General features: G+C 59.8%; 22 protein-coding genes, 6 tRNA genes and 1 pseudogene. 20 read left to right on the top strand and 9 right to left on the bottom strand.

Annotated features, from left to right (window positions below; translation table 11 throughout):
- Positions 1 to 32 precede the first annotated feature (32 nt).
- Positions 33 to 701 carry a uracil-DNA glycosylase gene (gene ung, locus AAC083_RS07705; protein ID WP_108536247.1) on the bottom strand — a complete coding sequence of 223 codons (669 nt, stop codon included), beginning with the start codon at positions 699 to 701 and terminating at the stop codon, positions 33 to 35.
- 728 nt (positions 702 to 1,429) lie between these two features.
- On the opposite strand from ung, the gene grcA reads away from it, so the two are divergent.
- Positions 1,430 to 1,810: an autonomous glycyl radical cofactor GrcA gene (gene grcA, locus AAC083_RS07700; RefSeq protein WP_108536237.1), complete on the top strand. Its 381-nt coding sequence runs from the start codon at positions 1,430 to 1,432 to the stop codon at positions 1,808 to 1,810.
- A 321-nt stretch (positions 1,811 to 2,131) separates the two neighbouring features.
- On the opposite strand, the gene AAC083_RS07695 is transcribed toward grcA, so the two are convergent.
- The 7 genes from AAC083_RS07695 to hemA form a co-directional block, all read right to left on the bottom strand.
- Positions 2,132 to 3,415, bottom strand: a complete 1,284-nt coding sequence (locus AAC083_RS07695) for a dicarboxylate/amino acid:cation symporter (RefSeq protein WP_108536236.1) — start codon at positions 3,413 to 3,415, stop codon at positions 2,132 to 2,134.
- A 304-nt stretch (positions 3,416 to 3,719) separates the two neighbouring features.
- Positions 3,720 to 4,574, bottom strand: a complete 855-nt coding sequence (gene kdsA / locus AAC083_RS07690) for a 3-deoxy-8-phosphooctulonate synthase (protein ID WP_108536235.1) — start codon at positions 4,572 to 4,574, stop codon at positions 3,720 to 3,722.
- A 194-nt stretch (positions 4,575 to 4,768) separates the two neighbouring features.
- Complete coding sequence (locus AAC083_RS07685) at positions 4,769 to 5,569, bottom strand: SirB1 family protein (protein ID WP_108536233.1); 801 nt, start codon at positions 5,567 to 5,569, stop codon at positions 4,769 to 4,771.
- Positions 5,570 to 5,580: 11 nt separating this feature from the next.
- On the bottom strand, positions 5,581 to 5,964 hold the full coding sequence (locus tag AAC083_RS07680) for a SirB2 family protein (RefSeq protein ID WP_042037515.1): 384 nt from the start codon (positions 5,962 to 5,964) through the stop codon (positions 5,581 to 5,583).
- A gap of 43 nt (positions 5,965 to 6,007) precedes the next feature.
- On the bottom strand, positions 6,008 to 6,862 hold the full coding sequence (gene prmC, locus AAC083_RS07675; RefSeq protein WP_108536232.1) for a peptide chain release factor N(5)-glutamine methyltransferase: 855 nt from the start codon (positions 6,860 to 6,862) through the stop codon (positions 6,008 to 6,010).
- A gap of 49 nt (positions 6,863 to 6,911) precedes the next feature.
- Positions 6,912 to 8,000, bottom strand: coding sequence for a peptide chain release factor 1 (prfA, locus tag AAC083_RS07670; RefSeq protein WP_042037517.1), 1,089 nt, complete (start codon positions 7,998 to 8,000; stop codon positions 6,912 to 6,914).
- Between the two features lie 53 nt (positions 8,001 to 8,053).
- Entirely contained in the window at positions 8,054 to 9,310 is a 1,257-nt protein-coding gene (gene hemA, locus AAC083_RS07665) for a glutamyl-tRNA reductase (protein WP_042037519.1), read from the bottom strand.
- A 121-nt stretch (positions 9,311 to 9,431) separates the two neighbouring features.
- On the opposite strand from hemA, the gene lolB reads away from it, so the two are divergent.
- The 12 genes and pseudogenes from lolB to AAC083_RS07605 all read left to right on the top strand — a co-directional run bounded on the left by lolB (position 9,432) and on the right by AAC083_RS07605 (position 17,241).
- A complete protein-coding gene (gene lolB, locus AAC083_RS07660; protein ID WP_042037520.1) occupies positions 9,432 to 10,016 on the top strand; it encodes a lipoprotein insertase outer membrane protein LolB in 585 nt (194 codons plus the stop codon).
- A gap of 26 nt (positions 10,017 to 10,042) precedes the next feature.
- Positions 10,043 to 10,912: a 4-(cytidine 5'-diphospho)-2-C-methyl-D-erythritol kinase gene (gene ispE, locus AAC083_RS07655; RefSeq protein WP_108536231.1), complete on the top strand. Its 870-nt coding sequence runs from the start codon at positions 10,043 to 10,045 to the stop codon at positions 10,910 to 10,912.
- Positions 10,892 to 10,966: transfer RNA gene (locus AAC083_RS07650), tRNA-Gln, on the top strand. The genes ispE and AAC083_RS07650 overlap by 21 nt, the downstream gene beginning before the upstream one ends.
- A 312-nt stretch (positions 10,967 to 11,278) precedes the next feature.
- On the top strand, positions 11,279 to 12,226 hold the full coding sequence (locus AAC083_RS07645) for a ribose-phosphate pyrophosphokinase (protein ID WP_005317019.1): 948 nt from the start codon (positions 11,279 to 11,281) through the stop codon (positions 12,224 to 12,226).
- Positions 12,227 to 12,327: 101 nt separating this feature from the next.
- A pseudogene (locus tag AAC083_RS07640) lies at positions 12,328 to 14,315 on the top strand (bifunctional metallophosphatase/5'-nucleotidase).
- 197 nt (positions 14,316 to 14,512) lie between these two features.
- On the top strand, positions 14,513 to 15,109 hold the full coding sequence (pth, locus tag AAC083_RS07635; RefSeq protein ID WP_042037523.1) for an aminoacyl-tRNA hydrolase: 597 nt from the start codon (positions 14,513 to 14,515) through the stop codon (positions 15,107 to 15,109).
- Positions 15,110 to 15,239: 130 nt separating this feature from the next.
- Entirely contained in the window at positions 15,240 to 16,331 is a 1,092-nt protein-coding gene (ychF, locus tag AAC083_RS07630; protein ID WP_042037524.1) for a redox-regulated ATPase YchF, read from the top strand.
- Between the two features lie 234 nt (positions 16,332 to 16,565).
- A tRNA-Met gene (locus AAC083_RS07625) sits at positions 16,566 to 16,642 on the top strand.
- A gap of 13 nt (positions 16,643 to 16,655) precedes the next feature.
- Positions 16,656 to 16,730 (top strand) — tRNA-Gln (locus tag AAC083_RS07620).
- A 132-nt stretch (positions 16,731 to 16,862) separates the two neighbouring features.
- A tRNA-Gln gene (locus AAC083_RS07615) sits at positions 16,863 to 16,937 on the top strand.
- A 134-nt stretch (positions 16,938 to 17,071) separates the two neighbouring features.
- Positions 17,072 to 17,148 (top strand) — tRNA-Met (locus tag AAC083_RS07610).
- An 8-nt stretch (positions 17,149 to 17,156) separates the two neighbouring features.
- Positions 17,157 to 17,241 (top strand) — tRNA-Leu (locus AAC083_RS07605).
- A gap of 161 nt (positions 17,242 to 17,402) precedes the next feature.
- Here the strand turns inward: AAC083_RS07605 and AAC083_RS07600 are convergent.
- On the bottom strand, positions 17,403 to 19,235 hold the full coding sequence (locus AAC083_RS07600; RefSeq protein WP_108536230.1) for an SLC13 family permease: 1,833 nt from the start codon (positions 19,233 to 19,235) through the stop codon (positions 17,403 to 17,405).
- A gap of 295 nt (positions 19,236 to 19,530) precedes the next feature.
- On the opposite strand from AAC083_RS07600, the gene pnuC reads away from it, so the two are divergent.
- From pnuC to AAC083_RS07565, 7 genes are all read left to right on the top strand, one after another.
- Positions 19,531 to 20,253: a nicotinamide riboside transporter PnuC gene (gene pnuC / locus AAC083_RS07595; RefSeq protein ID WP_042037527.1), complete on the top strand. Its 723-nt coding sequence runs from the start codon at positions 19,531 to 19,533 to the stop codon at positions 20,251 to 20,253.
- On the top strand, positions 20,250 to 20,975 hold the full coding sequence (locus AAC083_RS07590; RefSeq protein ID WP_108536229.1) for a nucleoside phosphorylase: 726 nt from the start codon (positions 20,250 to 20,252) through the stop codon (positions 20,973 to 20,975). The genes pnuC and AAC083_RS07590 overlap by 4 nt, the downstream gene beginning before the upstream one ends.
- A gap of 105 nt (positions 20,976 to 21,080) precedes the next feature.
- Positions 21,081 to 21,752 (top strand): Crp/Fnr family transcriptional regulator, encoded by a 672-nt coding sequence (locus AAC083_RS07585; RefSeq protein WP_108536228.1) that lies wholly within the window; start codon positions 21,081 to 21,083, stop codon positions 21,750 to 21,752.
- A 27-nt stretch (positions 21,753 to 21,779) separates the two neighbouring features.
- Complete coding sequence (yqfB, locus tag AAC083_RS07580; protein WP_108536227.1) at positions 21,780 to 22,103, top strand: N(4)-acetylcytidine aminohydrolase; 324 nt, start codon at positions 21,780 to 21,782, stop codon at positions 22,101 to 22,103.
- Positions 22,104 to 22,169: 66 nt separating this feature from the next.
- Positions 22,170 to 22,571 carry a DUF1622 domain-containing protein gene (locus AAC083_RS07575; RefSeq protein ID WP_181364683.1) on the top strand — a complete coding sequence of 134 codons (402 nt, stop codon included), beginning with the start codon at positions 22,170 to 22,172 and terminating at the stop codon, positions 22,569 to 22,571.
- A 195-nt stretch (positions 22,572 to 22,766) separates the two neighbouring features.
- A complete protein-coding gene (locus AAC083_RS07570) occupies positions 22,767 to 24,401 on the top strand; it encodes an alpha-glucosidase (protein WP_108536226.1) in 1,635 nt (544 codons plus the stop codon).
- Positions 24,402 to 24,865: 464 nt separating this feature from the next.
- Positions 24,866 to 26,049 (top strand): hypothetical protein (locus AAC083_RS07565; protein WP_108536225.1); only part of this gene is annotated, 1,184 nt, incomplete at its 3' end.

The raw sequence follows: 26,049 nt of genomic DNA, 5'->3' as shown, positions 1-26,049 counted from the left end.
ACCCGGCGACAGTCATGGCCACTCGGTGTCCTCTATTCGCAGACCGAATGCCAGTTGATGGGGCTCATCCCCTGCTCGGTCAGCAGACGGTTGGTTTCGGAGAAATGGCCGCAACCGATGAAGCCGCGATGGGCGGAGAGCGGGCTGGGATGAGGGGCACTCAGCACGTGATGGCACTGCCGGTCAATGAAACGGCCTTTCTTCTGGGCATGCGCTCCCCACAGCAGGAAGACAACCCCCTGACAGCTGGCATTGATCTGCTCTATGACCCTGTCGGTGAAGGTTTCCCAGCCCAGATGGGCGTGAGAGTGGGCCATGCCCGCCTGCACCGTCAGCACCGTATTGAGCAACAGCACGCCCTGCCGGGCCCAGGACTCCAGAAAACCGTGATTGGGTGTGACAAAACCTGGCAGATCCCGCTGCATCTCCTTGTAGATGTTGACCAGCGAGGGAGGCGTACGCACGCCGGGCAGCACGGAGAAACAGAGGCCATGGGCCTGGTTCGGGCCGTGATAAGGATCCTGACCCAGGATCACTACCTTGACCCGATCCAGCTCGGTCAGCTTGAAGGCGTTGAACACCTCGGTCGCAGGCGGGTAGATCAGCTTGCCCGCTTCCCGCTCACTCCTGACGGTCGCCAGGGTCGCCTTGAAATAGTCCTGATCTTTTTCAGAGCCAATCACATCTGTCCAGCTCGGCACCCCAGCCCCCTCCATCAATGCGACAGGATCAGACCCCTGCGGTCCTTTCCCTTTCTCCTCTTTCTCCGAATCCAGTACATCTGTCCAAGTCTGCACCCCAGTATCCTCAATTAATGCGGCAAGGGGCTCAGGATAGGGGGGCAGACCGCAAGACGCAACCGCAGCGCCATCAGCTGAGCCCCATACAGCGGGTCGTGACGGACATGATGCCTCCTCATCGAGAGCGGCAGAAAATGCGGGACGCCGAACCGGCTCTCTTCGCCACGCGTGCCCAGGCGGGGACCGCGCCTTCCTCTGAGCCCCTCCTGGCGGAGTCGCTGCCTTTTTGGAGGAGACTAGCACCGGGGTTGCCGGACGACGGACATCTGGCACAGAGCCACGACACTCTGCCGGTGAAGCGGGCTGGGCCAGCACTGTCACAGGCTGAAATAGCCATAAGATGTAGTTAAATTACTAGATTTAATTAATAAAAGATGCATAATTTGGATATCTTATATAATCGTAAAAATGACCTATTTTTGATTAATCTCAATAATTTAAACCCAACACACAGGTGCAAGTTGCGCATTTTTTGATTTGGATCAATTTTCGTATTATTACCATCGTGATATATATGACCCAACAAAGTAAAGGTGTAAGGCAAGGGCCCTTTAAATCATCCCGGTGGTTTAAATACATCAGGGTAATCTCCTTACAGTTGAATCCGCTTTCCTATGAGGAGTCATACCATGATCAAGGGCATCCAAATCACCCAGTCCACCAACACCGCGCTGCTGAACTCTTTCTGGCTGCTGGACGAAGAGAAGCAACAGGCTCGTTGCATCTGCGCCAAAGGCGACACCTTCGCCGCCGATCAGGAAGTCAGTGTCTCTGACCTGGGTCAGTTCGAATACCGTGAACTGCCGGTTCAAGCCGAACCTGCCGTGGAAGGTGGTCAGCACCTGAACGTCAACGTGCTGCGCCGCGAAACCCTGGAAGACGCCATCGCCAATCCAGAGAAGTACCCGCAACTGACCATACGTGTTTCTGGCTATGCCGTGCGCTTCAACGCACTGACCCCGGAGCAGCAGCGTGACGTGGTCACCCGTACCTTTACCCAGAGCCTGTAATTTCCTCTGCGGTCATCTGCACCATGCAAAACGGCCCACGCGGGCTAATTGCAAGTCAGTTAAGAGAATTTGAGTCCCAACCCGCGGGGTATAAGGGCCAAAGAGTGAGGGAGGCATAATGCCTCCCTCTTTTTATTGGATGCCCGTCAGGGCAAAGGTGTCAGCCACATTGACGCATTAACCATGGCACCGTTCCTGCCAGTCAAAATTTCAAATATTCAGTCACAAAAAGAGTTAACTGATTGGCATTACCCACGCGGGCGTTTTGGGATGGGAAAGAAACAGTGCTTGCCCATCCTCTCCTCACAGGTAGACCGCCAGCTATCCGTGCTGCTCGACCTTCTGCACCGCGGCCGGGTTGGCGAGCACCTTGTTCATCTGCTGCTCATCGAGCTGATCGCAGTAGCGGGCCACCACCACAGTGGCCACCCCGTTGCCGATCAGGTTGGTCAGGGCACGCGCCTCCGACATGAAGCGATCTATCCCCAGGATCAGCGCCAACCCGGCGAGCGGCAGGTGCCCCACCGCCGAGATGGTAGCCGCCAGCACGATGAAGCCACTGCCGGTGACGCCGGCCGCCCCTTTCGAAGAGATGAGTAACACCACCAGCAGGGTGATCTGCTGGAACAGATCCAGCGGCGTGTTGGTCGCCTGGGCGATGAAGACGGCCGCCATGGTCAGATAGATGGAGGTACCATCCAGGTTGAAGGAGTAACCGGTCGGGATCACCAGCCCCACCACCGACTTCTTGCAGCCGAGCGCCTCCATCTTGACCAGCATACGCGGCAACACGGATTCGGAAGAGGAGGTTCCCAGCACGATCAGCAGCTCTTCCTTGATGTAGGCAATAAAGCGCAGGATGCTGAAACCATTCGCCCTGGCAATACTGCCCAGCACCAGAAAAATGAACAACAGACAGGTCAAGTAGAAGCAGGCGATTAATTGTCCCAGCTGCACCAGCGAGCCAATACCGTATTTCCCTATGGTAAAGGCCATGGCACCAAATGCCCCGACCGGCGCCAGTCGCATGATCATGTTGATAATGCCGAACATAACCTGGGAGAAGCTGTCGATGACATTGAAGATTAATTTTCCCTTCTCGCCAATATGATGCAGGGAGAAACCAAACAGCACCGCAAACAGCAATACCTGGAGAATATTGCCGCTGGCAAAGGCGCCGATCACGCTGCCCGGGATCACGTCCAGCAGGAAGGCGATGATGCCCTGCGACTTGGCCTGCTCGGCATAGGCCGAGATGGCACTGGCATCCAGCGTGGCGGGGTCCACGTTCATGCCCACCCCGGGTTGCAGCAGGTTGACCACGCCCAATCCGATGACCAGGGCGATAGTGCTTACCACTTCAAAGTAGATCAGCGCGATGGCACCGGTTTTCCCCACCGCCTTCATGCTCTCCATGCCAGCAATACCTGTCACCACGGTACAGAAAATAACGGGGGCAATGATCATCTTGATTAATTTCACGAAGCCATCACCCAGTGGCTTCATATCCGCCCCTAGGTCAGGATAGATGTGCCCCAGAAATACCCCCAGGGTGATCGCAAGCAGCACCTGAAAATAAAGGCTGCTGAATATTTTCTTTCGCATTATTAACGTCCTGTTAATTAATCAATGTCCCATAAGGCAGAAATAAGCATGCAGGGAACCGCAACGAGATATCATCGTTCTCTCGCCAGCTTCATGCTATTTCGTCATCGTAACGGCGCCACTTTCACACGTTATAAGAAGTAATTAAGAGACATCAATCACACGACGAATTTAACATCATTAACGCCACAGCAACCGTGATATATTTGGTCGGTGATTTATTTAAGACCTCAATGAAAATATTCTGGATATAAAAATGCCCCGCATGGCGGGGCACTTGGCATCACTAAACTGGCGCTGTGGATCAGGCGGAGGTATCGAGGGGCTCAAAGCCCTTGATCAGATCGTCAATGGCTTTCATCTGCTTGAGGAAACCTTCCAGCTTCTCCAGTGGCAGGGCACTCGGGCCATCACAACGGGCCACTTTCGGATCCGGGTGTGACTCGATGAACAGACCGGCCAGGCCGACCGCCATGCCAGCACGGGCCAACTCGGTCACCTGATCCCGACGACCCCCCGAGGCAGCCCCCAGCGGATCGCGGCACTGTAACGAGTGGGTCACATCGAAGATCACCGGATAGCCGCCTGTGCTCTTCTTCATCACCCCCAGGCCCAGCATGTCCACCACCAGGTTGTCATAACCGAAGTTGGCGCCGCGCTCACAGAGAATAAGCTGGTCGTTGCCGCACTCCTCAAACTTGTCGGTGATGTTCTTCATCTGACTTGGGCTCAGGAACTGCGGTTTCTTGATGTTGATGACGTTGCCGGTGCGGGCCATGGCCTCCACCAGATCGGTCTGGCGCGCCAGGAAGGCGGGCAGCTGGATGACGTCAACCACTTCGGCCACCGGCTTGGCCTGATGAACCTCATGCAGATCCGAGATAACTGGCATACCGAAGGTCGCCTTGAGCTCCTGGAAGATCTTCATCCCCTCTTCCAGACCCGGGCCGCGGTAGGAGTGGATGGAGGAGCGATTGGCCTTGTCCCAGCTCGCCTTGAACACGAACGGGATACCCAACTTGCTGGTCACTTCCACGTACTTCTCGCACACCGCCATCGCCATGTCGCGGGATTCCAGCACGTTCATGCCACCGAACAGCACGAACGGTTTGTCGTTGGCTAAATCGATGTCATTGATCTTGATATTCTTCTGTTCCATCTCAGGCATCCTTAAGTGAAAGGGCTTGAATCCAAATTAGTCCGTTGCACCTTGGGTACACCGACCTTGATACTCTTCTGTTGCAGCTCCCGGGCATCCTTGAGTGAAGGGGCCCGGGGCTTGAATCCCTGTTAGTCCGTTGCGCCTTGGGCACACCGGCACTGATATTGTTCTGTGGCAGCTCCCGGGCATCCTTAATGGAGCGGCTTGGGGCTAAGATCCAGCGCGGCCAGTTGTACCTTGAGCACATCGGCCACCGGATCGTCCGGACATTGTTCAATAAAGTATTCAAAATCGTCGGCGGCGAAACGTGGACAGTCGAGCTGCTCGTAGATGAAGCCCCGATCCCGCGTTTCCAGCGGATCGCCAGGCTTCATGCGCAGCAGCAGTTCGCTGCAGCGCAGCGCTTCTGTCATGCGATCTTCCCGCAGCAGGGCACCCTTGCTGACGTTGAGCAGCCGCTCGATGATCTCCCACTGGCCCGAGGGCTGCAGGTGTTCGGCGGTCAGGGTGGCCAGATTGCCGAGGGCGCCGCGCAGCAGCAGTTCGATGCGGTGCAGGCTCAGCTCGTCGCCGGTGAAGGGGTCTACATAGACCTCGCCTTCGCTGCCAGCGAAGCTCACCAGGAAGTGACCGGGGAAGCAGATCCCCTCCACATCCAGCCCGAGCTTGCGGCCCAGCTGTATGATGAGGATGCCGAGGCTGACCGGAATGCCCTGCTTGCGGGCGAGCACCTGAGCCAGATCGCAATTGGCCGCGGAGAAGTAATCCTGCCAGTCACCGTGAAAACCCATGCTCTGGTAGAAACCCTGCAGCAGCTGACGGCGCACCTCGTCGCAATTGCCCTCGTCGATCGTCTCGTCCAGCCAGGCATCGAGGCGGGCCAGATCGGCCTCGCCACGACCGCTGATACCATGGATCTCGTCGCTCACCGACAGCGCCAGCTCGGCAATATCGTGGGCTTCGAAATCGGTCCATTCGTCTACGCGTATCATCGTCATCACCCTTAACCGAACAGACTGGCCTGCTTGTATACGGCCAGTTTGGCGATAAAGAAGAGCCAACCGATGGCGCCGAGGAAGGCAAACCAGCGGATACCGTTATTGCGGGCCAGTCGCAGCGCCATCATGGCCAAAAATGCCACCACCAGGATGGCCGTCAGCTTCTCGCTGAGCCAAGGGGTGCCGTTGTTGAGCGGATTGAGATCCAGCACCATGCACAGCAGCACGCCGGAGAGCACCACAAGCCCATTCAACCAGCCGCTCAGTTGCAGGACCCGGCTGCTATAGGCACCACCCGTCCCCTTCTGAACCCAGTAAAAACGCAGCATAAACATCAGCACGGCCGAGGCGATCAGCACCAGGTGCAGATGTTTGAGAACAACATACATAACATATCCTTGAACAGGGGCAGGCCGGGCCCGCCCGTCATCATCACCGAGCCAGGCGCCCCAGGGTCACCCGCTCGTTATCACCGTAATCACGCACGGTTTCCACCTGGCTGTAGCCGCACTGCAGCAGGAGTTGACGCACTGCCTCACCCTGTTGCCAGCCATGCTCCAGCAAGAGCCAGCCGCCCGGGCAAAGATGGGCCGGCGCACCGGCCACTATCAGGCGGATATCTGCCAGCCCCTGCTCGTCCGCCACCAGAGCAGAGCGGGGTTCGAAACGCACATCCCCCTCAGCCAGATGGGGATCGGCACCGTCGATGTAGGGCGGGTTGGAGACTATCATCTCGAAGCGCGGCGCGCCCGAGAGTGGCTCAAACCAGCTGCCGTCCCGCACCTCGATGGGTAACCCCAGCGCGACGCTGTTGGCACGTGCCAGTGCGGCCGCCTCCGGCATGCGATCCACCGCCCATACATCGGCATCCGGCCGCTCTGACTTGAGCGCCAATGCAATGGCACCTGTGCCTGTACCCAGATCCAGCAAGGCGCAAGGCGCCTGATGCGGCGAAGCGGGCCTTGGGGGCAACCGCGCCAGCGCCTGTTCCACCAGCACCTCGGTGTCGGGGCGCGGGATCAGGGTGGCCGGGCTCACCTTGAGCGGCAGTGACCAAAACTCCCGCTCACCCACCAGGTGAGCAATGGGCTCGCCATTGAGACGACGGCTCAGCCAACCCTGCAGGGTCGCCTGCTGGGCAGCATCGAGGGTGCGCTCCGGCCAGGTCATCAGATAGCTGCGTCGGCAACCAAGCAGATGGCAGAGCAGCACATCGGCGTCGGCGCGGGGAGAGTCGCCCCCGGCCAGGGTTGCCATTATGTGGGCGCGGGCCTGCTGGATCTGCATCAGTGGCGCGCCAGCGCCGTGACGGCGATATCTGCACACACGGGCTGCATCAGCTGTTCTCGGCCAGGGAGGCGAGCTGATCGGCCTGATACTCCTGGATCATGGGGCTGATGATGCAGTCCAGATCCCCCTCCATGATCTCGCCGAGGCGATAGAGGGTGAGATTGATGCGGTGTTCAGAGAGGCGACCCTGCGGGTAGTTGTAGGTGCGGATACGCTCGGAGCGATCGCCGGAACCCACCAGGTTGCGACGGGTGCTCTGCTCGGCGGCGCGGTGGCGCTCATCCTCGGCCGCCTGCAGGCGGGCGGAGAGCACAGACATCGCCTTGGCGCGGTTCTTGTGCTGGGAGCGCTCATCCTGGCACTCCACCACCAGACCCGTCGGCAGGTGGGTGATGCGGATGGCGGAATCCGTCTTGTTGACGTGCTGGCCACCCGCCCCGGAGGCGCGGAAGGTATCTATCTTCAGGTCGTTCGCATTGATCTCGATCTGCTCGGCTTCCGGCACTTCCGGCAGCACGGCGACGGTACAGGCGGAGGTGTGCACCCGGCCCTGGGATTCGGTCTCGGGCACCCGCTGTACCCTGTGGCCGCCGGATTCAAACTTGAGACGGCCATAGACGTGCTCGCCGTCTACCTTGGCGATCACCTCCTTGTAGCCACCGTGCTCGCCGTCGTTGCAGCTGACGATGGAGATGCGCCAGCCCTGACGCTCGGCGTAGCGCGAATACATGCGAAACAGGTCACCGGCAAAGATGGCCGCCTCGTCACCGCCGGCACCGGCCCGGATTTCGAGGTAGCAGTTGTTGTCATCCTTGGGATCCCGGGGCAGCAGCATCACCTGCAGCGCCTGCTCCTGCTCCTCCAGCGTGCTCTTGGCCAGCGGCAACTCCTCCTGCGCCATCTCGCGCAGGTCGGCATCATCCTCTTCCAGCATCAGCTTGGTGGCCTCCAGGTTCTCTTCGGCCTGGCGAAAGTGCTGGAAGGCGTGAACGATATCTTCCAGCTGGGCATATTCCCGGGTCAGGGCGCGGTAGCGATCCTGATCCGAAGCCACCCCTGGCTCGCCGAGCATGGCCTGTACTTCTTCGTGGCGCTCGATGAGGCCTTCCAGCTTTCTGATCAGTGACGGATTCATAAATCTTGTTTTCTCGATGGAGGAAGGGGCCGCCAGTCGGCCACCCCGAACAATTACTCTGGTGACAATCCCAGCACCTGACGCAGGCGGGAGAGCTGATGGTGATCCCCCTGGGCCGCCGCCTGGCGCAGGGCCTGGGTCGGTGCGTGGATCAACTTGTTGGTGAGGCGATGCGCCATGGCCTTGAGGGCCTGTTCGGCATTCTCACCCTGTTGCAGGGCCAGCAAGGCGCGCTGCAACTCCTCATCAGCCACCTGCTGGGCCTGATGACGATAATCGCGGATGAGATCCACCGAATGCTGACTGCGATACCAGCCCATGAACTCATCGCGCTCTTCCTGCACGATGAGCTCCGCCTCGGCGGCGGCCCGTTTGCGGGTTTCCAGGTTCTGCTCGATGATGCCCTGCAGGTCATCAACCGTGTAGAGGTAGGCATCGGAGAGCTCGTCCACCTCGGCCTCGATATCCCGTGGCACGGCGATATCCACCAGGAACATGGGTTTGAAGCGACGGGCCTTGAGGGCGCGTTCCACCATGCCCTTGCCGATGATGGGCAGCGGGCTGGCAGTCGAGCTGATGACGATGTCCGCCTCGTGCAGATAATCCGGGATCTCTTCCAGGGTCATCACCCTGGCATCAAACTCCTCGGCCAGCAGCTGGGCACGCTGCAGGGTGCGGTTCGCCACCATCATCTGGGTGACGTTTTGCTCGCGCAGATGACGGGCGACCAGTTCTATGGTTTCGCCAGCACCGACCAGCAGCACCTTGGTTTGGGAGAGATCGGAGAAGATGCGCCGACCCAGGCTGACGGCGGCAAAGGCCACCGACACGGCGCTGGCGCCTATCTCGGTGTCCGTGCGCACGCGCTTGGCCACGGAGAAGGATTTCTGAAACAGGCGTTCCAGCGACCCCTTCACCGCCTCGGACTGCTGGGCATGGGCATAGGATTGCTTGATCTGCCCCAGGATCTGCGGCTCGCCCAGCACCAGGGAATCCAGGCCGCAGGCTACCCGCATCAGGTGACGCACGGCCTCTTCGTCCCAGTGCAGGTAGATGGCTGACACCACGTCAGCCGCGTCCAGACCATGGAAACGTTGCAGCCAGTGCAGTACCTGCTCCCCCTGCCCCTGCGCCAGGCTGCAGTAAAGCTCGGTGCGGTTGCAGGTCGAGACGATCACCGCCTCGCTTACGCCGGGTTGGGTGACCAGCTCACGCAAGGCGCGATCGATGCAGTCCGGGCCGAACGCGACCCGCTCCCGCAAGGCGACACTGGCGGTGTTGTGGTTAATTCCGAGGGCAAGCAAACTCATGAGTGGGTGGTGATCGTATCTGTGCGCTGGGAGTAAAGGTCGTCAATTGTACGAGAAAGGGTAAGGCTTTAAAAGCAATACGGCCGCCCCGTATACTGTGGCAAATCCCCATATCTGGAGCATGACCTTGTTATTGCGTATTTTCACCTTCGCCTGCCTGCTGTCGCTGGCCGGTTGTGCCACCATCCAACCCCAGCGGGATCAGGTCAACTGGCAGCAAGAGCGGGCCCGTCTCGAGCAGCTCACCCACTGGCAACTGTCGGGCAAGATGGCCATCATCACCGCCCAGCAGAAGGGCAGCGCCCGGGTCAACTGGCGGCAGGATGGGGACGACTATCGCCTCAACCTGAGCAGCATAGTTGGCACCCACATACTGGAGCTCTCCCGCAGCAAGGGCGAGATCACCCTGATAGACAACGAGGGCAAGCGGCACCAGAGCCAGGATGCCGAGGCACTCGTCTATCAACTCACCGGCTGGAACATACCGGTGCAGGGGCTGCCGGAGTGGATCAAGGGACTGCCGGGCAAGGCCGAGTTCGAACTCAATCCCGACAGCAGCCTGGCCAGCGTGCGTGACGGCCAGTGGCAGATCGTCTACGGCGACTACCGGGATCAGGACGGCTACCGCCTGCCGCACCTGCTGACCATGGAGGGCCAGGGCAGCCGCCTCAAATTGCAGATCAACCAATGGACGCTCGTTCACTGATGGCTGCAATCGACAAGGAGGCGAACATGACAGCCACTCGCTGGCCAGCACCGGCCAAACTCAACCTCTTCCTGCACGTCAATGGCCGTCGACGGGACGGTTATCACGAGCTGCAGACCCTGTTTATCTTTCTCAGTCACGGCGACTGGCTCGAATTCGAGCCACTGCCGGACACTGTGCAGCTCACCTTGAGCCCGGCCATTCCCGGCGTGCCCGATGAGCAGAACCTCATCATACGCGCCGCCCGCCTGCTGCAGGCGCGGTTGCCGAGCCCGCAGGGGGCCCATATCCGGCTGGAGAAGGTATTGCCCATGGGGGGCGGCATAGGCGGCGGCTCTTCGGACGCGGCCACGACCCTGGTTGCGCTCAATCACCTCTGGCAGGCCGGCTTGAGTGAAGATGAACTGGCCGAGCTCGGGGTCCAGCTGGGTGCCGACGTGCCCGTGTTTGTTCGTGGCCGCGCCGCCTTTGCAGAAGGGGTGGGCGAGCGACTGCAACCGGTCGAATTGCCAAGCGTCTGGTATCTGGTGCTCAAGCCCGATTGCCACGTGGCCACTGCCGCCGTTTTTCAGGATCCGGACCTGCCCAGAGCGACGCCGAAAATGGCATTTCACAACCTGCTGGAAGGGACGTGGAAAAACGATTGCGAATTGCTGGTGAAAAAGCGCCACCCCGAGGTTGCCAATGCGCTCGGCTGGTTGCTAGAATACGCGCCGTCAAGAATGACGGGCACAGGAGCCTGCGTCTTTGCTCAATTTGAAGACGAAGAGGCTGCTCGGGAAGTGTTGGCAAAAGTGCCGAAGGGATGGGATGGGTTTGTCGCCAAGGGCGAGAACATATCACCACTGTTCGTGACATTGCAACAAATCAGTGATTGGGGTATCGCCAAGCGGTAAGGCAGCGGGTTTTGATCTCGCCATTCCTAGGTTCGAATCCTAGTACCCCAGCCATTATCCTGGTGATTGACACGGGTGTCTCGGTAAGCAGGCCGCAGATGATCTTGACAGAGCGCAATCTCGTCAAGCCAGTCTGCAACCATTATCGTCCCCCTTGTCACTCGCAAAGAGGTCATCGATCTCCTGGATGACGGCTTCCCGCAAACGCGGCAGCCATCCGGTTTGAAAAATGCAACGAGATGCACCTAGCCTGAAAGCGGCCTATATTGGCCTGACCCGTCAACTTGATAAATCGTTTGCCCCAAAACGATACGGGTCTGAATCAGACTCCCCCACATACTGGATGCAACCCCGAGGTTTCAAACCGTGCCTGACATGAAGCTGTTTGCTGGTAACGCAACGCCGGAACTAGCCCAGAAGATCGCAGATCGCCTGTTTATCAAACTCGGCAATGCTGCCGTAGGTCGCTTTAGCGACGGCGAGATCAGCGTACAGATCAATGAGAATGTACGCGGTGGCGATATCTTCATCATTCAATCCACCTGTGCCCCGACCAACGACAATTTGATGGAATTGATCGTCATGGTGGATGCTCTGCGTCGTGCTTCAGCTGGCCGTATTACTGCCGTTATCCCCTACTTTGGTTATGCCCGTCAGGACCGCCGCGTCCGCTCCGCCCGTGTGCCCATCACCGCCAAGGTTGTCGCCGACTTCCTCTCCAGCGTGGGTGTGGACCGTGTGCTGACCGTTGACCTGCATGCCGAGCAGATCCAGGGCTTCTTCGACGTCCCGGTCGACAACGTGTTCGGCAGCCCTGTGCTGCTGGAAGACATGAAGTCCAAGAACCTCGAATCCCCTGTCGTTGTATCACCGGACATCGGCGGCGTGGTGCGTGCCCGTGCCATCGCCAAGCTGCTGGACGATACCGACATCGCCATCATCGACAAGCGTCGTCCCCGCCCGAACGTCTCCCAGGTCATGCACCTGATCGGTGACGTGGCTGGCCGCGACTGCATCATAGTCGACGACATGATCGACACCGGCGGCACCCTGTGCAAGGCCGCAGAAGCCCTGAAAGAGCGCGGCGCCAAGCGTGTATTCGCCTACGCCACTCACCCGGTCTTCTCCGGTTCCGCCGTGGAGAACATCAAAAACTCGGTCATCGACGAGCTGATCATCACCGACTCCATCCCGCTCACCGCAGAGATGAAGGCGGTCGACAAGGTCAAACAGCTGACCCTGTCAACCGTACTGGCGGAAGCCATTCGTCGTATCAGCAACGAAGAGTCCATCTCTGCCATGTTTGAGCATTGATAGACACCGTTGTGACAAAAACCGCCAGCTGGCGGTTTTTGTCTTTCTAGTCCTGTCACACCCGGTATTGCCCTGCCCCACCGCAGGTTAAGGATTGATCCATGAATCGCTTGCGCCCGCTGCTGCTTCTTGCCTTCTGCAGCTTCCTGTTCGCCTGTCAGCCCGGCAAAGAAAATCAGCCCTTCGTGCTGACCCTGGCACACATGAACGATACCCACTCCCAGTTTGACCCGGTCAACGCCGAGCTGAAGGGGCCCATCTTTGGCAAGCAGGGGGAAACCGACACTCTCTACACCCGCTTCGGCGGCTATCCGCGCCTGCTCACCATGGCAAAATCCTTTCAGGCCGAGGCGCTTGCCAAAAACCAGCCGCTGTTGCTGTTGCACGGTGGCGATGCCTGGCAGGGCAGCGGCTACTTCAAGCTCAACGAGGGAATGGCCAATGCCGAGCTGCTGAACCAGTTCGGCCTCGATGCCATGGCCCTGGGCAATCACGAATTCGATCTCGACAACCAGAAGCTCGCCCGCTTTATCAAGAGGGTCAACTTCCCGGTACTGGCGGCCAACCTCGACACCAAGGCCGACCCTGATCTGCACAACGCCACCAACCTCAAACCCTTCGTGGTCTATGCCTTCAAAGGCAACCGAAAGAGCCCGGTCACCGATCTCAACAACCTGCCCCAGGGCCAGCATCTGGTGGCCGTGATGGGACTGGTGCTGGAGGACATGGCCAATATCTCCCCCAACGTCGGCAAGCTGCGCTTTGGCAAGGAGGTCGCTTCGGCTCAGGCCACCGTTGACATGCTGCAAGCCAAGGGGATCCACCAGATCGTCGCCCTGACCCATATCGGCAACGAGCGGGATCTGGCGCTGGCGGCCGAGGTGAATGGCATAGATGCCATCGTCGGCGGCCACTCCCACAGCCTGCTCGGTGACTTCAGCAACATCGGCTGGGGCAAGACCGGCGAATACGCCCAGCTGGTCACCAATCCGGACGGCGTCGGCCTGACCTGCGTAGTACAAGCGGGCTCCTACGCCCAGGCCATCGGCCTGGCCCGGATCAGCTTCGACGGCCAGGGCCGGGTCATCGCCTGCAAGGGCCAGAACCAGCTGCTGGCCAGCCGTGACTTCTTCGCCGATCCGGCCCGCAAACAGGTGCTGGATAAGACCCGCGGCAAACAGGCGAGCAAGTTCATTGATGCCCGGCCCAACCTGGTGACAGTGGATGAAGACCCGCGCCTGCGCGGCATCATCGACAGCCACTACAAGCCGGCGCTGGAGCAGGCCTTCGGACCCGTCATCGCCACCCTGCCGGCGCCGCTGCAAAATGCCCGTCGCCCCGGCGACAACGGTAGCGACAGCCACGGATCCGACGTCGCCCCCCTGGTGGCCGAAGGCCAATACTACTGGGCCAACACCCCGGCGGTGCAAGCCCTGACCGGCGGGCCGGTTCACTTCGCCCTGCTGGCGGTGGGGGGCGTGCGCGCCGATCTGCCCGCTGGCGAGTTGCGCGAGGGGGACGCGGCGCTCACCCTGTTGCCATTCAAAAATCAGCTCTCCGTGCTGACCCTGACCGGCGCCGAGGTACGCGCCCTGCTGACAGAGACCATCACGGCCACCTTGCCTGCCAGTGCCACGCCGGCAAATTCCCCTACGGCGGCCATCTGCGCTACACCCTCACCGAAACGGTGCCGGGCAAGCGCGGCGAGCTGACCCAACTGCAATGGCAGACGGCTGCAGGGCAATGGCAGGATCTGGTCGACAACCAACGCTATCGGGTGGTGATGAATGCCTACAGTGCCGATGGCAACGACGGCTGGCAGGCACTCGCCCGCGCCCAGAGCCAGCAGGCCGAGCGACTGGATCTCGCCTGGGTGGATGGTAAACTGACCGGCTTCCCCATCGAGAAGGTGGAGCAAAGCGGCGATCAGCTGAGCGCCCGTTATGCACCGGGTCAGCAGCTCGACTGCAAGGCCAGTAGCGTTAACTGCGGCACGGACGCGGCCTCCTTCGTGCAATACGTGCGAGAGCAGCGGCCGACCCTGACCGCCCTGACGGAAGAGACGGTCACGCTGCTGCGGGCCGAGTAAGGCGCCACCCCAGCGAACATTGACCAACACGGGCCCCGACAAGGGGTCCGTTTTGCTGCCATAGGCAACCCCATCAGCGGTTATTCCCTCACGGTTGCCGAGCTTTGGTTGAGTGATCGCCAGTCGGCGGCTAGAATATTGCGTCCCATTGCCTTGGGCAGTCTGCCCATTGCAAGTAGCGAGTGAAGACATCAAGCGTGACAAGCCAAATCAAACTGATCGTGGGACTGGGCAATCCCGGCCCCGAATACGCCAAGACCCGCCACAATGCGGGCGCCTGGTATGTGGAGCAGCTGGCAGGCTGGCACAATGTCAGCCTGCGCGAAGAGCCCAAGTTCTTCGGCCACACAGCCCGCATTCAGGTGGAAGGTCAGGATGTGCGTCTGCTCATCCCGAACACCTACATGAATCTCTCCGGCAAGGCCGTAGCGGCGCTGGCCCGTTTCTACCAGATAGAACCGGAAGCCATGCTGGTGGCCCACGATGAACTGGACCTGCCCCCCGGCATTGCCAAGTTCAAGCAAGGTGGTGGCCACGGTGGTCACAATGGCCTCAAGGACATCATTGCCAAGATGGGCAATAACAATAACTTCTTCCGGCTGCGCCTTGGCATCGGCCACCCCGGTGCCAAGGAGCTGGTGGCCGGATTCGTCCTGACCAAGGCCCCAAGCAGTGAACAGAGCCTGATCGAGGCCGCATTGGATGAGTCCCTGCGCGCCACCGATATCCTGTTCAAGCAAGACATGACCAAGGCCATGAATCGCTTGCACAGCTTCAAGGCCGAAAAAGTATAGGGATGTTCGATCATGCGCCCAAGCCAGACATGATCAGGGCCATGAGCGGTTTCATACCGTCTCGAGGCCAAAAAATATGACACGGGACGCCTGCGCCCCTCACAGCATCTATCAAGTAAGGTAACAATCCATGGGTTTTAAATGCGGTATCGTGGGCCTGCCCAATGTAGGTAAATCCACCCTGTTCAATGCGCTGACCAAGGCTGGCATCGAAGCCGCCAACTTCCCGTTCTGCACCATTGAGCCGAACACGGGTGTGGTTCCCATGCCGGATCCGCGTCTCGACCAGCTGGCGGCCATCATCAATCCCCAGCGTGTCGTGCCGACCACCATGGAATTCGTGGACATCGCCGGTCTGGTTGCCGGTGCCTCCAAGGGCGAAGGTCTGGGCAACCAGTTCCTGGCCAACATCCGTGAAACCGAAGCCATCGGCCACGTGGTGCGCTGCTTCGAGGACGAGAACATCATTCACGTTGCTGGCAAGGTCTCTCCGGCCGACGACATCGAGGTGATCAACACCGAACTCGCCCTGTCGGATCTGGACGCCTGCGAACGCGCCATTCACCGCCAGTCCAAGCGCGCCAAGGGCGGCGACAAGGATGCCAAGCTGGAAGTGGAAACCCTGGAGAAGATCCGGGTCGCTCTGGAAAACGGCCAGATGATCCGTGGCATGAAGCTGGACAAGGATGAGCTGGCCGCCGTGAGCCACCTCAACTTCCTGACCCTCAAGCCCACCATGTACATCGCCAACGTGGCGGAAGACGGTTTCGAGAACAACCCCTTCCTCGACAAGGTACGTGAAATCGCCGCCGCCGAGAACGCGGTTGTGGTCGTGGTCTGCTGCGCCATCGAATCTGACATCGCCGAGCTGGATGACGACGATCGCGCCGAGTTCATGGCAGACCTTGGCATCGAAGAGCCGGGCCTGAACCGGGTGATCCGCTCAGGTTACGAGCTGCTCAAGCTGCAGACCTATTTCACTGCCGGCGTGAAGGAAGTGCGTGCCTGGACCATTCCGGTCGGTGCCACAGCGCCGCAAGCGGCGGGCAAGATCCACACCGACTTTGAAAAAGGCTTTATTCGCGCCCAAACCATCGCTTTCGAAGACTTTATCACCTACAAGGGTGAGCAAGGAGCCAAGGAAGCAGGCAAGATGCGCGCCGAAGGGAAAGAGTACATCGTCAAAGATGGCGATATCATGAACTTCCTGTTCAACGTCTAATCCCAAGAGAGGCCAGCATTGCTGGCCTCTCTTTTATCTGGCAGAACACCCTATCTTCCGGCAAATGTCGTAAAAAAAACCAGATTGTTGGGCTTTTGCACGACAGCGACCAATAACTCGCCAAACGCACCCAAATTCGGTTTTTCTGGCAAAAAAAGGGTTGACGCCCCAGAGCCAGATACGCATAATTCGGCCCGCACAGTGATGAGGCAACGACTCACTGGAAGCACGGTTGGCTATGTAGCTCAGTTGGTTAGAGCATCGCACTCATAATGCGAGGGTCACAGGTTCGAATCCCGTCATAGCCACCATAAATTGTTCAGTTGGGGTATCGCCAAGCGGTAAGGCAGCGGGTTTTGATCTCGCCATCCCTAGGTTCGAATCCTAGTACCCCAGCCATTATTGCCTTTCATCGACCTCGTCGGTGATAGCGGTGGTAAACGTAAGAGGTTTCGATCTCGTCAAGTTTCCTGGTACCACCGCAATGTTTAAAGGTTCTTTGCCAGTCTCATGACTGTCGATGAGCACTGTTGGGGTATCGCCAAGCGGTAAGGCAGCGGGTTTTGATCTCGCCATCCCTAGGTTCGAATCCTAGTACCCCAGCCATTTTTACCCGTCATCGACCTGTCGATGATTTGCTGTGGTAAGCGTGAGAGATTTCGATCTCGTCAACGTGCCTAGGTCCAAACCCTAGTACCCGGCCATTTTTGACTTGTCAGCGATGACATTGGTGACAAGACGGCTATGTAGCTCAGTTGGTTAGAGCATCGCACTCATAATGCGAGGGTCACAGGTTCGAATCCCGTCATAGCCACCATTAATATTGCGGAAGTGGCGAAATTGGTAGACGCACCAGATTTAGGTTCTGGCGCCGTAAGGTGTGAGAGTTCGAGTCTCTCCTTCCGCACCATTAATAGCAGTACCAAACAAACCAGCTCAGGCTGGTTTTTTTGTGCCCGTTTTTCGCCGTATCCCCTCTTGCCCCCCTCGTCTGCAGCCATCCGGGCCGATGCGGAGCGACAAAAAAGCGGCCCTCAAGCCGCTTGTCTCTCTTTCCCCTGATCAAACCGGTCAGAACGGGAAGAACCAGGGGATAGCGATGACGCTCACCACCATCACCAGCAGGGTGAAGGGCACGCCAATGCGCACGAAATCCACAAACTTGTAGTTGCCAGGCCCAAGCACCAGGGTATTGACCGGCGACGAGACCGGCGTCATGAAGGCCGCCGAGGCCGCGATGGCGATGGTCATGGCAAAGGGATAGGGGGAGATCCCCATCTGCTGGGCCGTTCCCAGCGCAATCGGTGCCATCAATACCGCCGTCGCAGTATTGGAGATGAAGAGCCCGATCAGAGCGCACAGGGCGAACAGGCTGGCCAACATAGCACGAGGGCCCATCTCACCGACGGCTGCGATCAGACCGCCGACAATCATGTCCACCCCCCCCGTCTTCTGCAGCGCCAGCGCAAAGGGCAGCATGCCGACGATCAGGATCAGGGTGGGCCAGTGGATGGACTTGTAGGCGCTCTCCATGTCGATGCAGCGGAACTTGCCCATCAGCAGACAGGCCACCAGTGCCGCGACGACGTTGGGCACGGGATCGGTCACCATCAGCACCACCATGATTCCGAGACAGATCAGGGCGTGGATGGCCTGGCTGCGAGCTGGCGCCATCTCGTCTACCTCGGCGGGCAGGCCGAGCAGCAGGAAGTCCCGGCTGTGGGTCTGCAACAAGCGGATCAGGCTCCAGTTGCCCACCACCAGCAGAGAGTCACCCATCTGCAAGGGCTCATCCACCAGCTTGCCGGTCAGCGCCTCGCCATCACGGCGGATCCCCACCACGCTCAGACCGTAGTGAGAACGAAAGGCCACCTCGCGAATGCTTTTGCCCAGCATGCGGGATCCCGGAATGAGCGACACCTCGGCCATGCCCACCTCCCGCGCCTGATCGGAGAAGTACTCCCCGCGCAGGATCATGGGCTCGAGCCGCGCCTCGCGGCAGAACTCGCGAATGTCTACCTCGGGGTCGGACATGTCGATCAGCAGCACATCCTTGGCCTGGAACTCGGTGACGCCGGAGACGGTCACCATCACCCGCCGGAACTTACGCCAGCGCTCCACCCCGATGACGTTGGCGCCATAACTGGCCCGCAACTGCAGCTCATCCAGGGTCTGGCCTATCAGGGGGGAGTCGGGCCGGATCGCCAACCGGCGGGCCCGCCCGGCCAGCCGGTAATCGCGGATGAGATCGCGCATGGTGCTGCGCCCTGCCTGTTTGCCTTTGCCCTCCTCCCCTTCACGGACCAGGGAGCCCCGCATCAGCAGCATGTAGACTATGCCCATCACCAGGATGATCAGCCCCATGGGGGTGAAGCCGAAGAAGCTGAAACCCTGAATACCGTGGCGCATCAGCTCACTGTTGACCACCATGTTGGGCGGGGTCGCCACCAGCGTCATCATGCCACTGATGAGGCCGGCAAAGCCGAGCGGCATCATCAAACGGCCGGCCGGGATCCCCATGCGGTTCGCCACGCTCAGCACCACCGGGATGAAGATGGCCACCACCCCTGTGCTGCTCATCACGGCCCCCAGCAGGGAGACCGCCACCATCAGCAGCACCAGCATGCGGATCTCGCTGCTGCCCGCCACCTTCACCAGCATATCCCCCACCTGGTAGGCGATGCCGGTACGGACCAGCCCCTCCCCCACCACGAACAGGGCAGCGATCAGAATGACGTTGGGATCGCTGAATCCCGCCAGCGCCTCCGGCAGGGTCAGGATGCCGCTCAACACAAACAATATGATGATCAACAAGGCGACTACGTCCATGCGTACCTTGTTGGTAATAAACAGATAGATGGCGCCCACCAGCATGCAGAGGACCCAGATCAGTTCGGAATTCACACTTGCTCCTTTCGTTCATGTCCGCCATGACACAAGGGGTGAAATGGCGGACTCCATCAGACCACAGTTTGTTCTGCCCCGGTTTCTTACATATCCATAAAGGGCAAGGGCCATCATCGCATATCGGGCCCCCTGCGGTCGGCAAAAATGGCAAGCCTTTGCCGCCACCCTGTATCCATTCTTTGATGTGGCTCAGGCTGACCCGGACAAAAGTCCTGCGATCGCCGCCGCACAGCCACTAGAATAGGCCCGTCCCGATCTCCCCCTTTCTTCCAAATTTTCAAAGGAAACGAAAATGAGCATATTCGAGTGGTTCAGCATCAATCACACCCTGGTGACCATACCGCTGGGCGGCGGTTACGCCATGTCGTGGATTGAAGCCATCGGCACTTTATTCGGCCTGGCCTGCATCTGGTTCGCCAGTCAGGAGAAGACCATCAACTACCTGTTTGGTCTGATCAACGTCAGCCTGTTTGCCATCATCTTCTTCCAGATCCAGCTCTACGGCCTGCTGATGCTGCAGCTGTTCTTCTTCTGCGCCAACGTTTATGGCTGGTACGCCTGGACCCGCCCCGCCAACGAGCAAGGGGATACCCTGCAGATCCGCTGGCTCAGCAAATCCAAGCTGATGATGACCGCCTTGGTGAGTGTGCTGGCCATCGCCCTGCTGACCCGCTATATCGATCCGGTCTTCGCTACCCTGGCGCGCACCTCGGTCGCCCTGCTCAACCTGTTTGGCGCCAATCTCGCCACCCCTGAGCCCTCCCCCGATGCCTTCCCGTTCTGGGATGCCACCATGACGGTGCTTTCGGTAGTGGCCCAGATCCTGATGACCCGCAAATACGTGGAGAACTGGATCCTTTGGGTGGTCATCAACATCATCAGCATCGGTGTCTATGCCGCCCAGGGCGTCTACGCCATGTCGCTGGAGTACCTGATCCTGCTGTTTATCGCCGCCAACGGCACCCGCCTCTGGATGCTGGCCGCCAAACGCCCGCAGCAGGAAGTGATCGCATGAGCCTGCTGCCCCATCTGCAATGCCACCCGGAGCAGATTGCCGAGCGGGTGGTGCTGTGCGGCGACCCGGCCCGGGTCGACCGCATCGCCAACCAGCTCGAACAGTGTGAAGTGCTGGGGCAAAACCGGGAATTTCGCCTGATCAACGGATCCTATCAGGGGCTGCCCATCACGATCTGCAGTACCGGCATCGGTGGCGCATCGGCCATCATAGCGCTGGAGGAGCTGGTGCAAGCCGGTGCCAACTCGCTTATCCGGGTCGGCTCCGCCGGTGCCCTGCAGCACGACATCGGGCTCGGGGATCTCATCGTGGTGGAAGGGGCGGTGCGCAGTGACGGGGCCTCACTGGCCTATCTGCCCGCCGAATACCCCGCCTGCGCCGATATCTGGCTGCAAGCTGCCCTGCTCAACCATGTGGCCACCGGCAGCCAGCCCTACTGGCACGGGCTGGTGCGCTCCCACGACAGCTTCTATCGGGATGACGAGCAGGAAGTATGCCGCTACTGGCATGCCCGTGGCGTGCTCGGTGCCGATATGGAGACCGCCTCCCTGCTGACCGTGGGTCGCCTGCGCAAGGTGCGGGTCGCTGCCGTGCTCTGCAACGTGGTGCTGTTCGAGCAGGATGTGCAGCAAGGGGTGGCGGACTACGCCAGCGCCGAACAGGCGATGATGGCCGGTGAGCAGCAAGCCATCGCAGCCGCCCTTCACGCACTGGCGCAATAAGCCGCAAACCGTTAACTGCGGCACATCCGCTACCGTGCGGGCTGGTATCCAGCCCGCTCTCTTGCTAGCCTCATGGCCCTCGTCATCCGGTGCGACAGGCAAGTCATGCAGCAACAACCCTACCCCCTCGGCCGTTTTCACGCCGAACTTGAGCAGCTTGAACCCCGCTTTGCCGCGGCGCTGGAGGCCTGCACCCTGTTTCTGCGCCGCTACCTGGCCGGCGAATACATCATGCGGCAGGGGGAGCAGAGCGAATGCCTCTATCTGGTGGAGACGGGGCGGGTCTCCCTCAACAGTGCCGTGCACTCGGGGCGCCTGTTTCAGCTCGGAGAGATAGCGTGCCAGCGCCAGATCTTCGGCGAGATGGAGTTCTTCAGCGCTACCCCGGTGCAGTGGAGCGTGATGGCCGAGACCGAGCTGGATGCCAGCGTCATCTGCGCTCACAAGCTGGCCCAGCGGCTGCTGGCTGAACCCGAGCTGACCCTGTTCTTCGCCTCGGCCCTCGCCAGCGACTACCTCGATACCCTGGACATCACCACCAGCCGCCTGCTCCACCCCATCGCCTACAACATCGCCTATGAACTGTGGCGCGAGCGCCAGCGCACCCCCATGCTGGGTTCGCGCAAGCGGGCCCACGAGGCGGCGCGCTTTGGCACCACGGAGCGCGTCTACCGCCGCGCCCTCAAGGAGTTGGTCGACCAGGGGATAGTGTGCGATGGCGCCGACGGTCCCACCATCGCCGATCTCGCCAGGCTGCGCACCTATCTCGACCTTTAATCCCGTTTCACCCTTTCAGGAGTCACCATGCCTGCCCATCCCTATCCCGAGTTCACCTTCTTCAGCCGCTTCGTGGCCGACATTCAGGCGGGCCGCAAGACCATCACCATCCGCGACGAGAGCGAGGCCAACTGGCAGCCCGGCCAGCGGCTGGCCCTTTTCACCAACCCGGAGCACCAGCCATTCGGCACCATCGAGGTACTCTCGGTCAATGCAGTCGCCTTCGATGAACTGAGCGACGAGCACGCCCGCCAGGAGAACATGACCCTCCCCGAGCTGAAAGATGTTATCCGCGATATCTACCCCGCCCTGCCACCGCTCTATGTGATTGAATTCAAACTGATTGCCTGAGCCGGATTTGGCCTTTGCCGATCAATATGCTAATAGTGTCCCTTTTGAATCAGGGAGGTGATCCGAGTGTTTGACATAGCGAGCCTGAAAGAGGGCATGATGCACGGGGTCGAGCTGTTCCAGCTGCTGCTGGAGATCATCTCCATCGCCTGCGTGGTCATTGGCCTTGGCAAGACCCTCTGGCTGGCGGCACGGATCCGGGATCACGCCCCCGGTTTCCCCCGCATCCGCCTCTGTTTTGGCAGCTGGCTCATTCTGGCGCTGGAGTTCCAGCTCGCCGCCGACATACTTGCCACCACGGTAGCGCCGAGCAAGGAGGAGCTTATTCGCCTTGCCATTATCGCGGTGATCCGCACCTTCCTGAACTACTTCCTCGGCAAGGAGCTGGAGGCACAAGCGGAACGCCAGCAGGAGAAGGCAGAGCGTCAGCAGGCGCCAGGGGCCGAGCAAGCCAAGGCGACCCGATAACGTCGTATGCCAAAGGGCATATGCAGAGATCGCCATCCCGGCCATCCCCGTGGCAGGGGATGGCCAAGTTGTGACCCTTCCCTCACTTTTGACAATCAGCCAATAATGGAACCCTTTTCAACGATGGTCTGAGCCTGTTGATGCCTTGCTCATCTGCGTAAGATAGCAACACCGCTCCCCCAACCGGCCACGCTGATGAACCCGCACATTCTCCATACTCCCGCCATCGACCTCGATAGCTGTGTCATCTACCAGATCTACCCCATGAGCTTCCAGGACAGCAATGGCGACGGCATGGGCGACATCAATGGCATCCGCCAGCGCCTGGGTTATCTGACGCAGCTTGGGGTCGACCTGCTCTGGCTCACCCCCATCTATCGCTCCCCCAAGCGGGACAACGGTTACGATGTGGCCGACTACCACACCATAGACCCCGCCTTTGGCACCCTGGCCGAGCTGGAGCTGCTGATAGCAGAGGCCGCCGCCCGTGGCATCGGCATCATGATGGATATCGTTGCCAACCACACCTCCATCGAGCATGAGTGGTTTGTGCGCGCGCTGGCGGGCGATCCCCGTTATCAGGCCTATTACGTATTTCGGGACAAGGCCTTTGTCGATGCCCACCCCATCACCTCCATCTTCGGCGGCAACGGCTGGCAGTATGTGCCCCAGCTTGATCGCTACTACCTGCACAACTTCGATGCGAGTCAGGCCGATCTGGACTGGGACAACCCGGCAGTGCGGGCCGAGATGGCCGCAGTCATCAACTTCTGGCTGGCCAAGGGGATCAAAGGGTTCCGTTTCGATGTGATCGACATGGTGAGCAAGGAGTGGTCGCGTCTTGCCATGAGCAACGGCCCCCGCCTGCACGACTATATTCGCGAACTCAACCAAGCCAGCTTTGGCGGCAAGGGGATCATCACTGTGGGGGAAACCTGGGGCGCCGATCTCGCCCATATGCAGCACTATTCGAACCCGAATGGCAGCGAATTCAGCATGGTGTTCAACTTCGAACATCTGGGGCTGGGCCGCGACAAATGGTCGTCACACTTTGACCCCCTCGCCTTCAAACGGGCCATGGCCCGCCACCAGACCGGGCTGCACGGTCAGGGTTGGAACAGCCTGTTTCTGGGTAACCACGACCTGCCCCGCGCCGTCTCCCGCTTTGGTGATGACAGGCCAGAGTGGCGCGAAGTCAGCGCCAAGCTGTGGGCTATGGTGATCCATCTGATGCAAGGCACCCCCTTCATCTATCAAGGGGAAGAGCTGGGCATGACCAACCGCCACTGGCAAGCCGATGAGCTGCGCGATGTGGAAGCGATCAATTATCGCGCCAGCCAGTCGGAGCTGGATCCCGCCGAGCTGAGCCGGCGACTCGATGCCATTGGCCGCGACAATGCCCGTACCCCGATGCAGTGGGATGCAGGCCTGCATGCAGGATTTAGCCCGGCAGCCCCCTGGATTGTACTCAACGACAACCACGTCGCGATCAACGCCGCCGAACAGCTGGCCCGCCCCGATTCACCGTTTCACTGCTATCGCCAGCTCATCGCCCTGCGCAAGGCTCACCCCGTCATTCGCCACGGCGACGTCGCGCTGCTGGATGAAGAAGACCCTGATCGCATCAGCTACCGCCGCCGCTGGCAAGACCCGATAACCGGGGCACGGCACACCCTGCTGCTGCTCGCCAATCTCACCGCTGGCCCCTTGTCGATGCCCCACTTTGACCAAGTGGAAAAAGGCGCCACCTTACTGATAAGCAACTACCCGGGGGAACCCGCCGCCACCTTCGCCCCCTATCAAGCCACCGGCTGGTTGATGACGACATAACAGACCATGCCCAGGGGCGACCTCATGGCCTCCGTGCTTGCACGGCGATTCACCTGACACATCCCCTGCCAATCACGACAGAAAACATGGCACGCCATTGCCTGATATTTCCCCCTGCATGGCGTGCCTGCGTTTTGCTCTTTAGTCACTTAAAAACTTCGTATTTTCAAGCGAATATAAACCGAAACAACACAGACATTAAAAAATATTCCTATCAACAAAAATTCACCTCAAGATATTGTTTTTAATCGTAATAAATAAAAATAAAACAAGACTGCCTTGTTATTTACAGGAGATATTTCGAGCTATTAAGTCAGGCTTAAAAATCAATTCAAATTTACGGGCTTGTGGTTCCTTGCCCCGGCCTTATGGTTTCCATCCCAAGCGAAGAGACCTTCTCTCTACAGCAAGGTGCAGTTCAGGCTCGCGGAATATTCATTCCGCCATAACAACAGGAAACCATCATGCGCAAAACCGGCGTGGCCCTCGCCATCTCGACCCTCTTCTGGCTCAATTCAGCCATCTCTGTTCCCCTTATCTTCCCGGACGACCCACAGCTCACTTCTGAACGGGAAATCCCCGCCCTTACCCGCAGCTTCCAGCTGGCGCAAGATGATCTGGGCAACCGGATCCACCAGCTCCACCTGCCCATCCAGACCGAGCCCGAACTGGTGGCTGAGCTGGAACAGATCGGCAAAGAGCAGGGATTTTCGGTCAGCATCCATGACAACATGTACACCTGGACCGAAGACAACATGTGGCTGTCACGGGATGGCGCCCTCATCTTCCGCCCCCGGGCGCCGCTGGACAACAAGGATAGTTACCACGCCTTCATCACCGCCCTGACCGCGCAGAGCCCAGGGGCCGAGCAGGAGGGTCACCACAGTCTGGGCAGCCAGGACTCCCAGGGGCTCAACGAGAGCATGCTCTCCCAGGCCAACACCTTTGCCGAGGCGCAGGGGCGTGAGCTCATCCCCACCTTCTCCATCATCGATGGCGGCAACATGCTGACCGGTCAGCGCGCCGACGGCACCCCCTATGCCCTGATAGGCCGAGACGCCCTGCTGCAGACCACCCTGCACCACAGCCGGCTGGATAGGGAGCGCATCGCCACGCTGCAGGAAAGCATGGAGCGCGACGGTCGCTTCCACCTGCAACTGGATGAGCAAGAGTGGCTGGGCCGCCCCCATACAGTGCAGAACGGCCACGATCCCGAGATTGACCTCATACTGCTGGAGGCGGCCAACCTGCTGCCGCAGGGACTGGATGAGCAGCAGCGCCACGCCTTTGCCAGAACCGCGCGCGCCAAGGCCGAGCTGGCGCAGTACCAAGTGGACTGGGACAGCCGGCAGGCCGCACAGGGGCGGATGTTTCTGAGCCCGCAGCAAGGGGAGCGAATTGCCGAGCGCTATCGCGCGCTCCATGGCAAGGCGCTGCCGGCCTCCTTCGATCTGCTGGCCCGGCTGAAGCGGGACTACGCCAGCCTGGTGGTCACCGCCGATCTCCACTCTGGCTTTGCTGATGACCAGATAGAGAACGAGCTGCAAACGCTTCAGGCCGATGCTGCCACCCTGACCCGGCTGGGACGCATGCTGCAGGCCGGCGGTTACCAGCGCCAGGGGCTGACTGGTACTGAGCTGGATGAGCA

Source organism: Aeromonas sp. HMWF014 (assembly GCF_963878295.1).
Lineage (GTDB): Bacteria > Pseudomonadota > Gammaproteobacteria > Enterobacterales > Aeromonadaceae > Aeromonas > Aeromonas popoffii.
This window is presented reverse-complemented; position numbering and strand designations above follow the sequence as displayed.